We start from the raw sequence: 15,923 nt of genomic DNA, 5'->3' as shown, positions 1-15,923 counted from the left end.
GCCGCCCTCCTCGCCGGCATCGCCGCACTCCGCGTCGGCGCCGGACGGCTCACCATCGCCGTCGGCGAGTCGTCCGCCGCGCAGGTCGCGGTCGCCGCTCCCGAGAGCGGCGTCGTCCCCCTCGAAGAGAACGGAGCCGGCCAGGTTCGCGGGCGGTCGCTGCGCGCGGCCGAAGCCGACCTCCGCACGGCGGACGCCGTGCTCGTCGGCCCCGGGCTCGACGACATCGACGAGACCCGCGCGCTGGTGCGACGCCTCGACAGAACCGTGAACCCGCGTGCCACCCTGGTGCTCGATGCCTACGCGCTCGGCGCCATCTCGGGGCATACGAAGATCGCGCGAGCGCGTCGCCGCATCCTGACCCCGAACCCTGCCGAGGCAGCCGTGCTTCTCGGAGCGGGCACGAAACCGCGGCACGGCGACGAGCTCGACCGCGACCTGCTCACGATCGCCCGGCGTTACCGGGCCGTGGTGAGCTGCCAGGGCCGGGTCGCCGACCCGGCCGGGCGGCTTCTGCTCGTGGGCGTGGGCAGTCCCGGGCTGGGCACGTCGGGCAGCGGGGATGCGTTGGCCGGCGCGATCACGGGCCTCGCCGCGCGCGGGTGCGAACCGTTGCAGGCCGCCGTGTGGGGCACGTTCCTGCACAAGGCCGCCGGCGACTCGCTCGCCCGCGACATCGCTCCCCTCGGGTATCTCGCCAGGGAGATCGTCGCGCGTCTGCCGTTCGAGCTGGCCGCGGTCGAGCGCCCTACGCTGTGAGCCGGCGTTCCAGAATCTGCCCGGGCCACGTTCCCACCACGAACGTCTCGGTGGGTGCGTAGCCGCACGACTCGTAGAAGCGCACGAGGTCGCCCGTGCCGCCCGCGTAGCAGTCGACGCGCAGCAGATCGGCGCCCGCCGCCGCGGCCTCGCCGTCGGCGAACGCGAGGAGCCTGCGCCCGACACCCTTGGCACGGGCGTCGCGGGAGCCGATCAGCAGCCGCACGTACACCTCTGGTTCGGTCGCGGCCGGAACGTAGTCGTTCGCCTCGCCCAGCACGAGAGCGCCGCACACTCCGGCCTCGGGATGCACGGCCACGAACGCGCCGGGCTCGGAACACCATCCGGTCACCCTGTCGACCTGCTTCTGCTGCGTCGAGAACGGTTCGACGCCCCACTGGCCTTCGTTGCCGATGCTCGCGAACCACGCGATCGCCTCGTCGAACAGTCGCAGGATCGCGTTGGCGTCGGCCGGGGACGCGTGCCGGATGGTCTCGCTCATCCCTCGATCGTCGCAGAATCGGAGCCGTGGTCGCGAATTGCGCCGCGAGGGGCGCCCTCCTGCGACCTGAGAGCCCCTTCCGCTCGCAACGACTCGCCCCTCGGTGGAGCGCGCCAGGCACGCCAGGCGCGGAGCGCTAGCGGGCGAGCGCCTGCTCGATGTCGGCCACGAGGTCGGCGGCGTCTTCGATACCGACGGAGAGACGGATGACGTTGTCGGGCACCTCGAGCTCGGTGCCACGAACCGACGCGTGCGTCATCTCCGACGGGTAGCCGATGAGCGACTCGACGCCGCCGAGCGACTCCGCCAGCTGGAAGACCTCGGTCGACTCCGCGAACTTGCGCGCGGCGACGGCGCCGCCGGCCACGGCGACCGACAGCATCCCGCCGAACCGGCTCATCTGGCGGGCGGCGAGCTCGTGACCCGGATGCGTCACCAGGCCGGGGTAGTACACGGCCTCGACCTTGGGGTGTCCGACCAGGCTTTCGGCCACCGCCTGCGCGTTGGCGCTGTGCCTCTCCATGCGCACGTCGAGGGTCTTGATGCCCCGCGTCGTGAGCCACGCATCCATCGGCGCCGAGACGGCCCCGGCCGCGAACTGGATGAACTGCACCTTGTCGGCCAGCTCGTCGTCGTCGATCACGAGGGCGCCGCCGATCACATCCGAGTGACCGCCGAGATACTTCGTCGTGGAGTGCACGACCACGTCGGCGCCGAGCGCCAGCGGCTGCTGCAGCGCGGGCGACGCGAATGTGTTGTCGACGACGACGAGCGCGCCGGCCCCGTGGCCGAGTTCGGCGAGCGCGGCGACATCGCTGATCTTCATGAGCGGGTTGCTGGGCGTTTCGATCCAGAGGATGCGGGTGCCCTCGGTCGCGAGCGCGGTTCGCACGGCATCCAGGTCGCCCAGATCGACGGTCGTGTTGCGCACGCCCCAGGCACCATGGATGCGGTTGATGAGCCGGTGCGTTCCCCCGTAGACGTCGTTGCCGAGCACGACATGGTCGCCCGGCTGCAGCACGGCGCGCAGGAGGGCGTCTTCTGCGGCGAGACCGGATGCGAACGACAGCCCGCGCTTGCCGCCCTCGAGCGAGGCGATCAGCGTCTCCAGCGAAGTGCGCGTGGGGTTGCCCGACCGGCCGTACTCGTAGCCGCCGCGCAGCCCGCCGACACCGTCTTGAACGAAGGTGGAGGTCTGGTAGATCGGCGGGATGATCGCGCCGGTCGTCGGGTCGAACTCCTGGCCGACGTGGATGGCGCGCGTGGAGAAGCCGTGGTCTTTCATGGGTGCAGGGTGCTTTCTTGATCTATTCGCTGAGGAAGTTGAGCAGGTCTTGACGCGTGAGCACCGAGACCGGTTTTCCGTCTCCGGTCACGAGCAGCGCGTTCGCCGTCGCGAGGGCCGCGCGGGCGGCGCTCACCGGCTCGTTGACGCCGATGAGCTCGAGCGGTTCGCCGAGGTACGCACCGACGTTGTCGGTCATCTGGGCCCGGCCGTTGAACACCGCGTCGACGAGCGAGGTCTCGTCGAGGGCGCCGGCCACCTCGCCCATCACGACGGGAGGCTCCGCCGTGAGCACCGGCAGCTGCGAGACGCCGTACTTGTTCATGATCTGGATGGCGTCACGAACCGTGTCCGACGGATGCGCGTGCACCAGGTCGGGCAGGTCGCCCCGCTTCGTGCGGATGATGTCGTGCACCGTCGCTTCGTCGGGCACGTCGCTGAACCCGTAGGAGCGCATCCACTTGTCGTTGAAGATCTTCGCCAGGTAGCCGCGACCGCTGTCGGGCAGGATGACAACCACGATGTCGTCTGCGGTGAGACCCTCCGCCGCGCGCAGAGCGGCGACGACGGCCATGCCGCTCGAACCGCCGACGAGGATGCCCTCCTCGCGCGCCAGCCGACGCGTCATGTGGAAGGAGTCGGCGTCGGAGACGGGGATGATCTCGTCGACGACGCTCGGGTCGTATGCCGCCGGCCAGAAGTCCTCGCCCACGCCTTCGACCAGGTAGGGCCGGCCGGTGCCGCCCGAGTAGACGGAGCCTTCGGGGTCTGCACCGATGATGCGCACCCGGCCCTCCGACACCTCTTTGATGAAGCGCCCGGTGCCGCTGATCGTGCCGCCGGTTCCGACGCCGGCCACCACGTGGGTGACCCGGCCGTCGGTGTCCCGCCAGATCTCGGGCCCGGTGGTCTCGTAGTGGCTGAGCGGGCCGTTCGGGTTCGCGTACTGGTTGGGCTTGAAGGCGCCGGGGATCTCCTCGACCAGCCGGTCGGAGACGCTGTAGTAGGAGTCCGGATGCTCGGGTGGCACAGACGTCGGCGTCACCACGATCTCGGCGCCGTAGGCCGTGAGCACGTTGCGCTTGTCTTCGCCGACCTTGTCCGGCAGCACGAACACGCACTTGTATCCGCGCTGCTGGGCGACGAGGGCGAGGCCGACGCCGGTGTTCCCGCTCGTCGGCTCCACGATCGTGCCGCCGGGTTTCAGCAGGCCGTCGCGCTCCGCCGCGTCGATGATGCGCGTCGCGATCCTGTCTTTCGACGAGCCTCCGGGGTTCAGGTACTCGAGCTTGACGAGCACCGTCGCCGCCAACCCGTCCACGACCCTGTTGAGCTTGACGAGAGGGGTGTTGCCGACCAGATCGATGATGGTCTCTGCGTATTCCACGCGACCAACCGTAACAGCCGAAAAACAGCGCACCTCTAGAATTACGCAATGCCCATGTCCGCCCTGTCGAACGTCGCGCAGGACTACCTCAAAGTCATCTGGTCCGCGACGGAATGGTCGGCAGACCCGATCACTGTCAAACAGCTGGCCGAGCGACTGGGTGTGCGCGCGGCCACCGTCTCCGACGGCATCCGTCGCCTGGCCGACCAGGGGATGCTCGTGCACGAACCGTACGGCGGCATCGAACTGACCGACGTCGGTCGCCGTCACGCCGTCATGATGGTGCGCCGTCACCGCCTGATCGAGACCTTTCTCGTCGAGGAGCTCGGCTACGGCTGGGACGAGGTGCACGATGAGGCCGAAGTGCTCGAGCACGCGGTCTCCGACGGCCTGATCGAGCGGATCGACCGCCGCCTCGGTTTTCCGTCGCGCGACCCTCACGGCGACCCCATCCCCAGCGCCGACGGAACACCGCACCGGCCGGATGCGACGCCTCTTCCCTCGGCGTCCGCCGGTGTGCCGATGACCGTCTCCCGCATCTCGGATGCCGACCCCGCCGTGCTGCGCTACCTGGCCGACCGCGGCATCCGCATCGACACCGCCCTCACGGTCGAGGAGCACCGCGAATTCGCCGGCGACATCACCGTGCACCTCGCCGACACCGCGACCGAGGTCGTCATCGGCGCGACCGCCGCCGCCGCCATCTGGGTCACCGCCGTCTGACGGGTGTGCTGTCGCCACGTCCATCACGCCGCTCGCAGCCCCCGGCCGGCCGCGTCACCACCGCCACCACCGCCACGCCGTCACCACCACCACCACCACCACCACCACCACCACCACCACCACCACCACCAACACCAACACCGAGGGGTCCCAACTCGCCGTCTCGTGCCTACGCCAGACGGCGTGTTGGGACCCCTCGACGCTGAGCGGCGGCGAGGAGGTGGGGGCGAGGACGCGGCGACGACGCGGCGACGGCACGCACGACGGCGCGGTCAGCCGAGCCAGCCGGCGACGGTGAGCACGACGAGCGCGACGTTCAGCACCACGACGAGGGTCGCGATGACGATCCCGACGACGCGGGTGCGCATCCGGTCGGCCCGCTCGCCCATGACGTCGCGCGAGCCGGTGAGCCGCAACAGCGGGATCATCGCGAACGGGATGCCGAGGCTCAGAAAGACCTGGCTCACCACCAGGGCCCAGGTCGGTTCGACACCGAGGGCGAGGATGATGACGGCCGGGATGAGCGTCACCACCCGCCGGGTGAGCAACGGGATGCGCATCTTCAGCAGCCCGGCCATGATCGTCGCCCCGGCGTAGCTGCCGACCGACGTGGACGCGAGCCCGGATGCGAGAAGCCCGATCGCGAAGATCACACCGATCGCGGGTCCGAGAGCCGAGCTGATCGCCGCGTGCGCGCCCTCGATGGTGTCCGTGCCACCGACTCCGTTGAGCGACGCGGCCGCGAGCAGCAGCATCGCAATGTTGACGGCACCGGCGAGGGCGAGCGCCGCGACCACGTCCAGTTTCGTCGCTCTGAGCAGCCGCGACACCGCGCCCGGCGTCTCAGCCTTGCCGTGCCGATCGCGCGCGAGAGCCGAGTGCAGGTAGATCGCGTGCGGCATCACCGTCGCCCCGAGCATGCTCGCGGCGAGCAGTACGGTCGGCGCCCCATCGAATCGCGGGACCAGCCCGCCGGCCGCGGCGCCCCAGTCGACCGGGCTCACGAACAGCCCGGCCAGGAACCCGATCGCGATCACGCCCAGCAGACCCAGAATGACCATCTCGAACGGTCGCTGCCCGCGTCGCGACTGGATGGCGAGGATGCTGATCGACACGACCCCGACGATCAGCCCGCCTATCGGCAGCGGGAGCCCGAAGAGCAGGTTGAGCGCGATGGCCCCGCCGATGACCTCGGCGAGGTCCGTCGCGGCAGCCACCAGCTCGGCCTGCACCCAGAATGCGCGCCGTGAGCCGGTGCCGAGCCGCGAACCGAGCAGCTCCGGCAGGCTGTGGCCGGTCACGATGCCGAGCTTCGCCGACTGGTACTGGATGAACACGGCGATCGCGTTCGCGGCGACCAGTACCCAGACAAGCAGATACCCGTACTGGGCTCCCGCGGTGAGGTTGGCGGCGACGTTCCCCGGGTCGACGTAGGCGATCGCGGCGACGAACGCCGGCCCGAGCAGAAAGAAGAGGCGCGCGGGAACGCGTGCCTTCCGCTGCTCGACCTCGACCGCCACAGACTCCCCTAACCAAATTGTTAGACGAGCCTAACACTCGACGACGCCCGCCCGCCTGTCTTCCTGTCCGCCTGCCCGCTCGCTCGCTCGCTCGCTCGCTCGCTCGCCGAGTGTGTCCGCTGCGGTCGAGCGTGGCCGCTCTACCAGCCACACTCGGCCGCACCGGCCACACTCGGCACGAACGGCCACACTCGCGACGGAACGCCACGCTCGGCCGCGCCAGCCACACTCGCTGTGCCCAACCACACCCGCCTCGAACGGTCACACTCGGCGAATGTGGCCACTTCGGTCGACTGTGCCCGCTCTGCCAGCCACACTCGACCGCGCCAGCCACACTCGCTGTGCCCAACCACACCCGCCTCGAACGGCCACACTCGGCGAATGTGGCCACTTCGGTCGACTGTGCCCGCTCTGCCAGTCACACTCGACCGCACCAGCCACACCCGGCACGAACGGCCACACTCGCGACGTAACGCCACACTCGGCGAATGTGGCCACTTCGGTCGAGTGTGCCCGCTCTGCCAGCCACACTCGACCGCACCAGCCACACTCGCCACGAACGGCCACACTCGCGGCGAAACGCCACACTCGGCGAATGTGGCCACTTCGGTCGACTGTGCCCGCTCTGCCAGTCACACTCGACCGCGCCAGCCACACTCGCCACGAACGGCCACACTCGGCCGCACCAGCCACACTCGCCACGAACGGCCACACTCGGCGCGAGGAGCCGGGCTCGCCGCGACTAGCGCCCCGCGAGGCCCCGCGTCTCGCTCACGTCGGCGCCGGCCTCCTGCGCCATGGTGCGCCGGTTGTCGATGGTCTGCCCGATCTCGCGCGCGAGGGCCGGGCGCTTGTGCACGAGGTCTTCGAGCACGGGGACGCTGACCGTGACGAGGGTCACATCCGTCGCCGCGACGATCGTCGTGTAGAGCTTCTCGTGGGTGAGAGCGGTGAGCCCGACGAAGTCGTTGACCCCCAGTGCGCCGAGCGGGATCTCGCCACCGTCTTCGGTCGGCGCCGACAGGTGGGCCGTTCCGAACGCGATCACGCCGGTCGTGTCGGGGATCATCCCCGAGCGCTGGATCACCTCCCCGATCCCGTACCTCTCCAGCCGGGCCGACGGAGCGAAGGTCTCTAGCTCGTCCAGGCTCAGGTGCAGCGACGGCGCGACGACTCGCAGGCATTCGAGCAGCCGTTCGGGCGTGTTGTAGTCGTCGGTCAGGTCGCCGTCGAGGTGAAGCTCACGCCGGCGGGCCGCATACCAGAGCCAGGTGAGGAAGAGGGCGATGGTCTGCTCCTCCTTCGCCGGGCCGCTCACCGGGATGTTCACCAGATACTTGCCGCCACCGACCGGGTAGGCCGACGGCTTCTCCCCCGGCGCCACCATCGGCAGAGCGCCGGCGACTCCGCGCACGAGCGCGATCACATCCTGCGGAGCGTCGTCGGTCGCGAACGTCAGCGTGGTCGAGACGCTGTACGGCCCCGGCGCTCTCGACAGGTTGGTGAAGGATGCGCCGGCCAGCGACCCGTTCGGCACGATCTGGATGCCGTTGCCCGTGTCGATGTGCACCGCTCGCCAGTTGACCTCGATCACCCGGCCGCGCACGCTGCCCGTGTCGAGCCAGTCGCCCAGCCGGAACGGCTGCTCGAACAGCAGGAAGAGCCCGGAGACGACCGGGCCGATCGCGTTCTGCAGCGCCAGCCCGATCACGATGGAACTCACCCCGAGGGCCGTGAACAGGCCGCCGACATCCGCACCCCACACCCAGGCGAACAGGATCGCCAGGCACACGATGATCAACAGCAGGCGCAGGATGTCGACGAAGATCGACGGCAGCCGCTCCCGCCAGCTGCCGCGTTCGGCCGTCGAGAACAACACCACGTTGAGGCCGTTGAGAAGCACGAGGATCACGAGGAACCCGAAGATCGTCGCCACCACCCGGGTCCACGTGAAGTCCTCTTCGCTCAGCGTCACCTGGCTGAGCAGCAGCAGCAGAGCGCCAACCGGCACGAGGTAGTTGCGCACCAACCGCACGACCTTGGCCGCCGGATGCCCGCGCCGGGTGAGCGCCGCGTTCACCTCGGTCAGAACCAGCAACACGATCGGCAGGCCGACGACGACGATCAGCGCCGGCCAGAACCACGACTGCGACGCGATGTCAGACACGGGTCGCCTCCAGGTCGACGCGCCACACCCGCTGCTGCCCGTTCTGTGTGTCGACGACGCCGGCTTCCGAGTACTTCACGCTGTCGGGGAGCGCATCCACGACCCGCTGCGTGATGTAGATGCCGGGCGCCGACGACACGTCCTGAACCGTGTGCGCGAGGTTCACCGCATCGCCCCACATGTCGTAGACGACGCTCGTGCGCCCGACGAGCCCGCTGGTCACCGTTCCGCTGTCGATGCCGGCCCGGATGCGCAACTCCGAGCCGTTCTGTGCGTTGAAGCGGTCGAGGATCTGCTGCATGGCGGTCGCGAACTCGACCATCCGCCTGGCATTGTCGACTCTCGGCACGATGAGCCCGCAACTGGCGAGGTAACCCTCCTGGCGGGTGGTGCGCACACGTTCGACGCCGTGCCGCTCCGCCGCCTCGTCGAAACTGCGCACGATGCCGTTCAGGGTGGCGAGCGAGCTGGCCGACTCCAGGCCCCGGCTGTGCTCCTCGAAGCCCAGGATGTCGGCGAAGAGCACCGTCACGTCCTGGTGGTCCTCCGCGATCGTCTCGTCGCCCTGCCGGTACCTCTTCGCGACGCCTTCGGGCATGAGTGTGAGCAGCAGGCGTTCGTGCTCCTGCTGCTCGGCCTCGAGCAGGTCGGCTTTGATCTGCAGGCTGCGCGACATGTCGTTGAAGGCGGCGCCGATGTCGGCGATCTCGTCGTGCGACCTCGTGTCGACCTGCACCCCGACCTCGCCGGCCGAGACGCGGCGCACCGCATCCAGTAGCCGGCGCAACGGCCGCAGGAAGACCTGCGCGAGCAGCAGGGACAGCAGCGAGACGACGAGCACGAGCGCGGCCGTCGACAGCACGAGGTTTCGCGTGAACTCCGCCGCCGGAGCGTACGCCTCCGACGTGTCGATGCGGGCGACGATCACCCAGTTGAGTCCTGGGATGTGCAACGGTGCATACGCCGCGAGGTTCTGTTGACCGACATAGCTCGGCCCTTCACTCGTTCCCGTCTTGCCTTTCAGTGCGTTGTTCACCGCCACCGTGTTCACCGGCTGCAGCAGCACGGTCCCCTTCACCGCAGCGATCCGTTTCGCGAGGTCGGGTGGCGTTCCCGCGGCGATCGCCTGCTTCTCGTACAGCTTGGGATCTTCGGCCAGGAGCCTCGATGCCGACCGCATGGTCTTGTCCGGACCGGCCAGGTAGACCTCGCCGGTCTCCCCTAGACCCTGCTTCGACCAGCCCTCGTTGCCCGTCATCACGTTGTTGATCGTGTCGATGTTGATCTGGAACGCGAGCGCCCCGGTGAGCTTGCCGTCGGCGCCGACCGGGGAGACCACCCAGATCGTGGGCACGTTGAGCGACGGGAGGTAGCGATCGAAGTCGGTGGTCACCGACGAGTCGAGCGTGTTCGTCTTCAGCACCGACTCGTACGCGCCCGCGAGCACCGACGCCTTGTACGGGCCGTTCAGGATGTTGGTGCCGAGGTCGGTGCCCTTGAACGCCGAATAGACGACGTTTCCCTGCGTGTCGAGGAGAAGGGCGTCGTCGAAGTTCAGATTCGTGACCAGGTCGCGGAAATAGCCGTTGTATTTGGCGTTCGCGGCCGACCAGGCGCTGCCGTCGCCCGCATCCTCTTGCGCGATCGCCTTGTCGTAATCGAGTTTGTACGGCGCCGTGTAATAGGACTGCAGGTATTCTTCCGCCGGTGATTTCGGAAAGAATGCGTCGGGCGAATAGGTGTTCCCGCTGCGTTTGTTGAGCTCGGGAACGAAGGTGTCGGCGTAGAACGATCGCAATTGCGCTGCCTTGTTATCGGGCACCGGACCACTGTTCAACGCGTCGAATGCCGCATTGAAAGACGTGGACGCGTCGATGGCGCTCTGGTTGCTCGACCCGAGGATGACGGCCGCGTCGACGTTGTCGAACACGCGAGTGATCTCGGCCGCCCGCGTCTCGCGCACGCTGATGAGCTGGTCGAGCGCGGCCGCCTTCAACGAGCTCGTGGCGTTGGCATAGCCGATGATCCCGGTGACGACGGCCGACAGGATGCTGACGCCGAGCAGCATGATGAGCAGCTTCGACTGGATGCTCAACCCACCTCGCCGACGCCGTTTCGCCGGTCCCGTCCCCGCATCGGCTCCGGGTGCCCGGGCGTGGTCATCCCCGGGGGGTGGCGCTGTCGTTTCGTCGAGAACAGGAGCAGTCACGCGATCCCCTTTGCGCAGGTGCACAATTCCCGGGCGAGTCCGGGAACACCACTCTAATCAATTGCCCCAGCTAAATAAAAGCATTTATGGCGCAGTATTCGAATAGAATCCACTGATGAATCCGGAGCCTTCACCGCTCAATTCATCTCCATTCACATCCGGCAGGAGAAACCCGTGGCCCAGAAAGTCATCTACCAGCTCATCGACGACCTCGACCAGAGCCCGCTCGGCGAGGGCGACGGCGAGACCGTGATCTTCGGCCTCGACGGGGTCGACTACGAGATCGACCTCTCGGCCGCGCACGCCGGCGAACTGCGTGAGGCCCTCGGCCGCTACGTCGCGGCCGGGCGCAAGCGGTCCGGCCGCTCGTCCGCATCCGCGGGCACCACGGGCACCCCCGCCCGTCGCGGCACCGCCGTGAAGCGCGACCTCGAGTCGGTGCGGGCCTGGGCGAACGAGAACGGCTTCACCGTCTCGACCCGAGGCCGCATCCCCGCCGCCGTGTCCGAGGCGTACCACGCCGCTCACTAGCGCTCGCTAGCGCTCACTAGCGCTCGCTAGCGCTCGCTAGCGCTCGCTAGCGCTCGCCCGCGCGATCTCGGCGCCTGTCACTCGTCGAGCAGGGCCGTCTCGGTCTGCTCGCGATAGAGCCGCGAGTAGACGCCGCCGAGGTCGAGCAGCTCGCGGTGGGTGCCGCGCTCGACGACCTGCCCGTGGTCGATGACGAAGATCACGTCGGCGGCGACGATCGTCGACAGGCGGTGCGCGATCGCAATCGTGGTGCGTCCGCGTGATGCGGTGTCGAGCGCGGTCTGCACCACGCGCTCCGAGATGGAGTCGAGCGCGCTCGTCGCCTCGTCGAGAATGAGCACCTCGGGGTCTTTCAGCAGCACCCGCGCGATGGCGATGCGCTGCTTCTCGCCACCCGAGAGCCGGTAGCCGCGTTCGCCGACAACGGTCTCGTAGCCGTCCGGGAAACCGGCGATGGTGTCATGGATGTTCGCCGCCCGCGTCGCCGCCTCGATCTCCTCCTGCGTCGCATCCGGTCGCGCATACCGCAGGTTCTCGCCGATCGTCGCGTGGAACAGGTAGGTCTCCTGACTCACGACGCCGATGTGCGACACGAGGGACTCCTGCTGAAGGTCCTTCAGGTCGGTGTCCCCGAACAGGATGCGGCCGCCGGTCGCGTCGTAGAACCGCGGGATCAGATAGGAGACGGTCGTCTTGCCGGCACCCGACGGCCCGACGAACGCCGCGAACTCGCCGCGCTCGATCACGAAGGAGACGTCGTCGAGGGTGTTGCGCTCCCCGGGGCGCGCATCCGGATACCGAAACACAACGTGGTCGAATTCGATGCGCCCGAGGTCGCGGCCCGGGTCGACGGGAACAGCGTCGGGCCGGTCGGCGATGGCCGGCTTCAGGTCGAGGTATTCGAAGATGCGGGCGAACAGGGCGCCGGAGGTCTGCAGATCGAGGGCCACCCGCATGAGCCCGAGCAAGGGGAACAGCAGCCGTGCCTGCACCGTGGTGAACGCCACGATCGTCCCCGCCGTGATGTCGGTGGCGCCGCCCAGCACCAGCCAGCCCGACACCAGGTAGACGATCGCCGGGATCGACGACAAGAAGATGTTGACCATCGCGAAGAACCACTGGCCGCTCATCGACTGCGAGACCTGCAGGCGGATCTGGTTCTGGTTCTCATCCGAGTAGCGCCCGACCTCGGTGGCCTGCCGGTTGAAGCTCTTCGACAGCAGGATGCCCGACACGCTCAGCGTCTCCTGCGTGATCGCGGTCATGTCGGAGAGCGACTCCTGCGTCTTCGTGGCGATGCGAGCGCGCACCTGACCCACGCGCCGCTGGGCGATCACCAGGATGGGCATGAGCACGATCGCGACGATCGTCAGCTGCCAGTTGAGCAGGACCATCGCCACGAACGCCGCGATCACCGTCACGGTGTTGCCGAGGATGCTCGAGATCGTGTTGGTGAGCACGTTCGCCACACCGCCGACGTCGTTCTGCAGCCTCGACTGGATGATCCCGGTCTTCGTTCGCGTGAAGAAGCTCAACTCCATCGACTGCAGGTGGGAGAACAGCCGCACCCGCAGCGAGCCCATGACCTTGTTGCCGACGGATGCCGTCAGATACGTCTGCCACACCCCGAGCAGCGCCGACCCCACGAAGACCACGATCATGATCACGACGATCTCGATGAGAACCGGCATGTCGGGCTTACCCGACTTGGGGAACAGTCCGTCGTCGAAAGCACGCTGTGTGAGCAGCGGAGGAACCACCGACAGCCCGGCGCCGATGAGCACGAGCACCATTGTCATGATGATCGCGGGCCTGTGTGCGGAGAAAAGCCCGCCGATCCGGCGCAACAGGTCGGGGATCTTCGGCGCCGTCGCGTTCAGCGCCTTCTGCGCCTCGGCGTCGCCACCACTGACGCGGCCGCGGCCGCCACCCCCGCCGCCCGCTCCGCGCATCCCGCTCATGCACTCAGGGTAGCCCCGTGAGAGACACCCTCTGCTACGCTCGAAAGACGCGTGATATGTAAGCGAAGGTACGTTGTATGGCAGATGTGCAAGCTGATCTGGATGCGATGCGAACCATCGCGTCGAACCTGGCGTCGTCGTCGAACGATTTCCCCTCGCTCGGTCGAGGTCGCCCTGAGACGACGGTTCCGCGGGTCGACACTCAGCTCGAAAGCCTTGTCTTCTGGTTGGCGTATGCCTGCGACTCCCACCGTTCCAGCCTGGCGTTCCTGGCCTCGGGCTTGTCGGCGGCTGCAGGCGGCTATCAGGACTTCGACGATGCCACCGCGGCAGGGCTCGCCCGCTCCGCGACGATGGGCGCGCGATGATTCCGGGACTGTCGATCCCTGGAGCCCCCAGCGATCCGGGCGCCGGTGAAGTCGAGGTCCGCGACTTCTGCTCCGCGCTCTCCCGGATGGAGAACGAGCTCATCGCCCGGGTCCTCCATCTGCGTCGCTCGACCGCGCAGGTCAGCGAGAGCTGGTCCGGCTCCGCTCAGGAGGCGTGGGCCGCCTCAGCTGCCACAGTCGACAAGGAGCTGACCGCCACGGTCATGCGGATGCAATCCCTGGGCCGCATGCTGAAACGCTACGAGGTGGAGTTGACGCGCATCATGACCGCGGCCGTTTCGCTCCGCCGCACGATCGCGGATTCGCAACTCGACGCCAGTCAGGTGGTCGCCGTGCAAGATGCGCAAGCTCGCCTGGACACGCTGGCCGAGCAGCGCAAGGCCGCCGACAGCGCCGTGATCGCCGCGATCACGGCCGAGCTCCCCGCATCCTGGCCGACCACCCGCACCAGCCTGTCGCGCATCGGCGTCAAGCGCGCGTCCGACTTCGGCACATCGCTCGCCGACGACCTCGGGGCACTCGCGCGCCGCATCGCTGATGGCCACAGGCCGACCGATGCCGAACTGCGCGCACTCGCCGACCTGCTCGCGGCCGACCTAGACGACTCCCTCACGAAGGACGTCATCGAGGAGCTCTCCTCGGCGGAGCTGGAGGCGCTGGCGCTCGCACTGGACGGCATCGTGGTCTCCCCCGGCGACGCGACGAACGCCGCTACCGCCCTTCTCGGAATCCTGCTCGCGATGCCGCCCGCGCACGCGAGCGCGCTTCGCGGGAAGCACCCACAGCTGGTCGATGATCTCATCGTGTTTCCCGACAGCTGGAAGTTCAGCGACGACGAACGCTCGCGGCTGACCTTGCGCCGGATCGAAGCGTGGCAGGACACCGTCACTCGCCTGTGGAGTACTCAGAGCGCCGGGCAGCGGGATGCCATGCTCACCGCGATGCCGCTTCTCGTCGGCAACCTGAACGGCATCCCCTTCGCCACCCGCTACGCGGCCAACCAGGTCGCGCTGCGAGCCGAGACAGAGCGCCTCACGGCCGATTCGGCCTCGCTCGCGACCAAGCTCGCGCACACCACCGACGCCGCGGAGCGCTCGAAACTGCAAGCCGGCATCGACGCGAACGCCAAGCACCTCGCCGCCTACCGCAGTTCAACCGGCGACGACATCCAGATTCTGGTGTTCGACCCGCGGGGCGACGGAAAGTACGCCCGCGTCTATGGCGACCTCGCCACAGCCGCCCGAGTGGGAACCACAATCGGCGGAACGACCTCGAACATGATGACCAACCTCGAGATGGCGGACCAGTGGGCGAGCGACTTCTGGAACGCGGAGTCGAGGAACGGCCTTGCAACCATCTCCTGGATGGGCACGGACATGCCGGACGAAATCCTTCCGGCCACCGACATGAATCTCGCGCTGCGGGGAGGAGCCGCCCTCTCCGCGTTCTCCGTCGCGCTCGATCGGGAACTGACCCGGTCTGCGGCCGACGGTCCTCGCGTCACGATCGTTGGACACAGTTACGCCGGCGCTCTCCTTGGCCGCGCGGAGGTGATCGGGGTCCGGGCCGACGCTGTCGTTTACGTCGAATCCGCCGGCGCCGGCACCGGCGTCTCCAGCCCGACGGCGTACGCGGATCCCGGAAAGGAGCGGTATGCGCTGATGGCACCCGGAGATCCGATGGGTGACTTCGACGGCAGCATCTACATTGGAGGGTTCCTCGGTCCCATACTCAGTCCGCACGGCGAGGCGCCGACCGAGCTCCCGGGCGTCACCGTGCTCGAGACAGGCAGTCTCGCCGACGGCACTCCTTTGACAGGCGACGCGCTGGGCAGCGACGTGCACAACAAAGTTCTGGATCGCTATTCGGATTCCTGGAAGAACGTTCTAGCCGTGATCATGGGCGACACGGACAAGCTGGTCAAGAAGAAGTGACGAAACGATCTTCACCGACGCTCGCTATGGCGGTCAGCGCGCTCCTCGTCGCGCTCCTGAGTGGGTGTGTCCAATCCAAGCCGTCTGGCCGAACTGACCAGACGCTCGAAGAGGGTTACTCGCAGGTCGTCAACTACCTGGACAGTCTTTACGACACGCTCCCGGGGGATGTCTTCGATCGAACAGCCGGGAAACTCTCGGTCTCCACGCATGAACAGAGTTCGTGCGGTGGGTCACCCCTCGATCCGAACGCAGCCACACAGTCGGGTTACTCCTACCGTCTCAACGTCACCCATCCGGTCGACAACGACACCGTGCTCGGCTATCTCGCCCCGACCGGCCCCGACTGGCGTCTGGTGCGCACGGAACGATCGACCTTCCGCGACGATCAGCCGATGCTCGAAGCCACCTACTACAGCACCAACGTCACACTCTTCCTCCAGATCGGCACCGAGATCGACGACCCCACCGACCCCTTCCCGGACATCTTCGTCAGCGGCTCCACCGGCTGCTACAACAACGAAGCATCCGGCCTCATGGACCGGTAAGCAGAAAC

At 67.9% G+C, this 15,923-nt stretch carries 13 protein-coding genes; 6 read left to right on the top strand and 7 right to left on the bottom strand.

Features of this window, described 5'->3' with window-relative positions; translation table 11 throughout:
• Nucleotides 1-759: NAD(P)H-hydrate dehydratase (locus ACFVWR_RS12035; RefSeq protein ID WP_387211920.1), on the top strand; the 759-nt coding region annotated here is incomplete at its 5' end.
• On the opposite strand, the gene ACFVWR_RS12030 is transcribed toward ACFVWR_RS12035, so the two are convergent.
• The 3 genes from ACFVWR_RS12030 to ACFVWR_RS12020 all read right to left on the bottom strand — a co-directional run bounded on the left by ACFVWR_RS12030 (nucleotide 749) and on the right by ACFVWR_RS12020 (nucleotide 3,933).
• Nucleotides 749-1,261 carry a GNAT family N-acetyltransferase gene (locus tag ACFVWR_RS12030; RefSeq protein ID WP_387211917.1) on the bottom strand — a complete coding sequence of 171 codons (513 nt, stop codon included), beginning with the start codon at nucleotides 1,259-1,261 and terminating at the stop codon, nucleotides 749-751. The two genes, ACFVWR_RS12035 and ACFVWR_RS12030, sit on opposite strands and share 11 nt — an antisense overlap.
• A gap of 136 nt (nucleotides 1,262-1,397) precedes the next feature.
• Nucleotides 1,398-2,546 carry a cystathionine gamma-synthase gene (locus ACFVWR_RS12025; protein WP_387211914.1) on the bottom strand — a complete coding sequence of 383 codons (1,149 nt, stop codon included), beginning with the start codon at nucleotides 2,544-2,546 and terminating at the stop codon, nucleotides 1,398-1,400.
• 22 nt (nucleotides 2,547-2,568) lie between these two features.
• Entirely contained in the window at nucleotides 2,569-3,933 is a 1,365-nt protein-coding gene (locus ACFVWR_RS12020; RefSeq protein WP_387211911.1) for a cystathionine beta-synthase, read from the bottom strand.
• Nucleotides 3,934-3,981: 48 nt separating this feature from the next.
• Between ACFVWR_RS12020 and ACFVWR_RS12015 the strand changes: the two genes are divergently transcribed.
• The gene (locus ACFVWR_RS12015; RefSeq protein WP_387211908.1) at nucleotides 3,982-4,656 is read left to right on the top strand and encodes a metal-dependent transcriptional regulator; all 675 of its coding nucleotides are present in this window, start codon (nucleotides 3,982-3,984) and stop codon (nucleotides 4,654-4,656) included.
• Between the two features lie 272 nt (nucleotides 4,657-4,928).
• Here the strand turns inward: ACFVWR_RS12015 and ACFVWR_RS12010 are convergent, their stop codons facing one another.
• From ACFVWR_RS12010 to ACFVWR_RS12000, 3 genes are all read right to left on the bottom strand, one after another.
• On the bottom strand, nucleotides 4,929-6,176 hold the full coding sequence (locus ACFVWR_RS12010; protein ID WP_387211905.1) for an Nramp family divalent metal transporter: 1,248 nt from the start codon (nucleotides 6,174-6,176) through the stop codon (nucleotides 4,929-4,931).
• 742 nt (nucleotides 6,177-6,918) lie between these two features.
• Nucleotides 6,919-8,343, bottom strand: coding sequence for a mechanosensitive ion channel domain-containing protein (locus ACFVWR_RS12005; RefSeq protein WP_387211902.1), 1,425 nt, complete (start codon nucleotides 8,341-8,343; stop codon nucleotides 6,919-6,921).
• A complete protein-coding gene (locus ACFVWR_RS12000; protein WP_387211898.1) occupies nucleotides 8,336-10,438 on the bottom strand; it encodes an adenylate/guanylate cyclase domain-containing protein in 2,103 nt (700 codons plus the stop codon). The genes ACFVWR_RS12005 and ACFVWR_RS12000 overlap by 8 nt, the downstream gene beginning before the upstream one ends.
• A 288-nt stretch (nucleotides 10,439-10,726) precedes the next feature.
• Between ACFVWR_RS12000 and ACFVWR_RS11995 the strand changes: the two genes are divergently transcribed.
• The gene (locus ACFVWR_RS11995) at nucleotides 10,727-11,083 is read left to right on the top strand and encodes an Lsr2 family protein (protein WP_387211895.1); all 357 of its coding nucleotides are present in this window, start codon (nucleotides 10,727-10,729) and stop codon (nucleotides 11,081-11,083) included.
• A gap of 77 nt (nucleotides 11,084-11,160) precedes the next feature.
• Here the strand turns inward: ACFVWR_RS11995 and ACFVWR_RS11990 are convergent, their stop codons facing one another.
• Nucleotides 11,161-13,044, bottom strand: a complete 1,884-nt coding sequence (locus ACFVWR_RS11990; protein ID WP_387211892.1) for an ABC transporter ATP-binding protein — start codon at nucleotides 13,042-13,044, stop codon at nucleotides 11,161-11,163.
• A gap of 77 nt (nucleotides 13,045-13,121) precedes the next feature.
• Here ACFVWR_RS11990 and ACFVWR_RS11985 point away from each other — a divergent pair, with 77 nt between their 5' ends.
• Genes ACFVWR_RS11985 through ACFVWR_RS11975 form a run of 3 tightly spaced genes read left to right on the top strand, consistent with a single transcriptional unit; the run spans nucleotide 13,122 to nucleotide 15,915 of the window.
• On the top strand, nucleotides 13,122-13,412 hold the full coding sequence (locus ACFVWR_RS11985) for a hypothetical protein (RefSeq protein ID WP_387211889.1): 291 nt from the start codon (nucleotides 13,122-13,124) through the stop codon (nucleotides 13,410-13,412).
• Complete coding sequence (locus ACFVWR_RS11980; RefSeq protein ID WP_387211886.1) at nucleotides 13,409-15,367, top strand: alpha/beta hydrolase; 1,959 nt, start codon at nucleotides 13,409-13,411, stop codon at nucleotides 15,365-15,367. The genes ACFVWR_RS11985 and ACFVWR_RS11980 overlap by 4 nt, the downstream gene beginning before the upstream one ends.
• A 26-nt stretch (nucleotides 15,368-15,393) precedes the next feature.
• Nucleotides 15,394-15,915 (top strand): hypothetical protein, encoded by a 522-nt coding sequence (locus ACFVWR_RS11975; protein WP_387211883.1) that lies wholly within the window; start codon nucleotides 15,394-15,396, stop codon nucleotides 15,913-15,915.
• Nucleotides 15,916-15,923: the final 8 nt, after the last annotated feature.

The sequence above is a fragment of the Leifsonia sp. NPDC058292 genome (assembly GCF_042880955.1).
GTDB lineage: Bacteria > Actinomycetota > Actinomycetes > Actinomycetales > Microbacteriaceae > Leifsonia.
Note: the sequence above shows the minus strand (reverse complement) of the source record. Positions and strands in the feature narration are given on the sequence as shown.

Coding starts and splice junctions, on each gene's coding strand:
- ACFVWR_RS12030 (WP_387211917.1), bottom strand. CDS start 1,261: ATGAGCGAGACCATCCGGCACGCGTCCCCGGCCGACGCCAACGCGATC.
- ACFVWR_RS12025 (WP_387211914.1), bottom strand. CDS start 2,546: ATGAAAGACCACGGCTTCTCCACGCGCGCCATCCACGTCGGCCAGGAG.
- ACFVWR_RS12015 (WP_387211908.1), top strand. CDS start 3,982: ATGCCCATGTCCGCCCTGTCGAACGTCGCGCAGGACTACCTCAAAGTC.
- ACFVWR_RS11990 (WP_387211892.1), bottom strand. CDS start 13,044: ATGAGCGGGATGCGCGGAGCGGGCGGCGGGGGTGGCGGCCGCGGCCGC.
- ACFVWR_RS11985 (WP_387211889.1), top strand. CDS start 13,122: ATGGCAGATGTGCAAGCTGATCTGGATGCGATGCGAACCATCGCGTCG.
- ACFVWR_RS11980 (WP_387211886.1), top strand. CDS start 13,409: ATGATTCCGGGACTGTCGATCCCTGGAGCCCCCAGCGATCCGGGCGCC.
- ACFVWR_RS11975 (WP_387211883.1), top strand. CDS start 15,394: ATGGCGGTCAGCGCGCTCCTCGTCGCGCTCCTGAGTGGGTGTGTCCAA.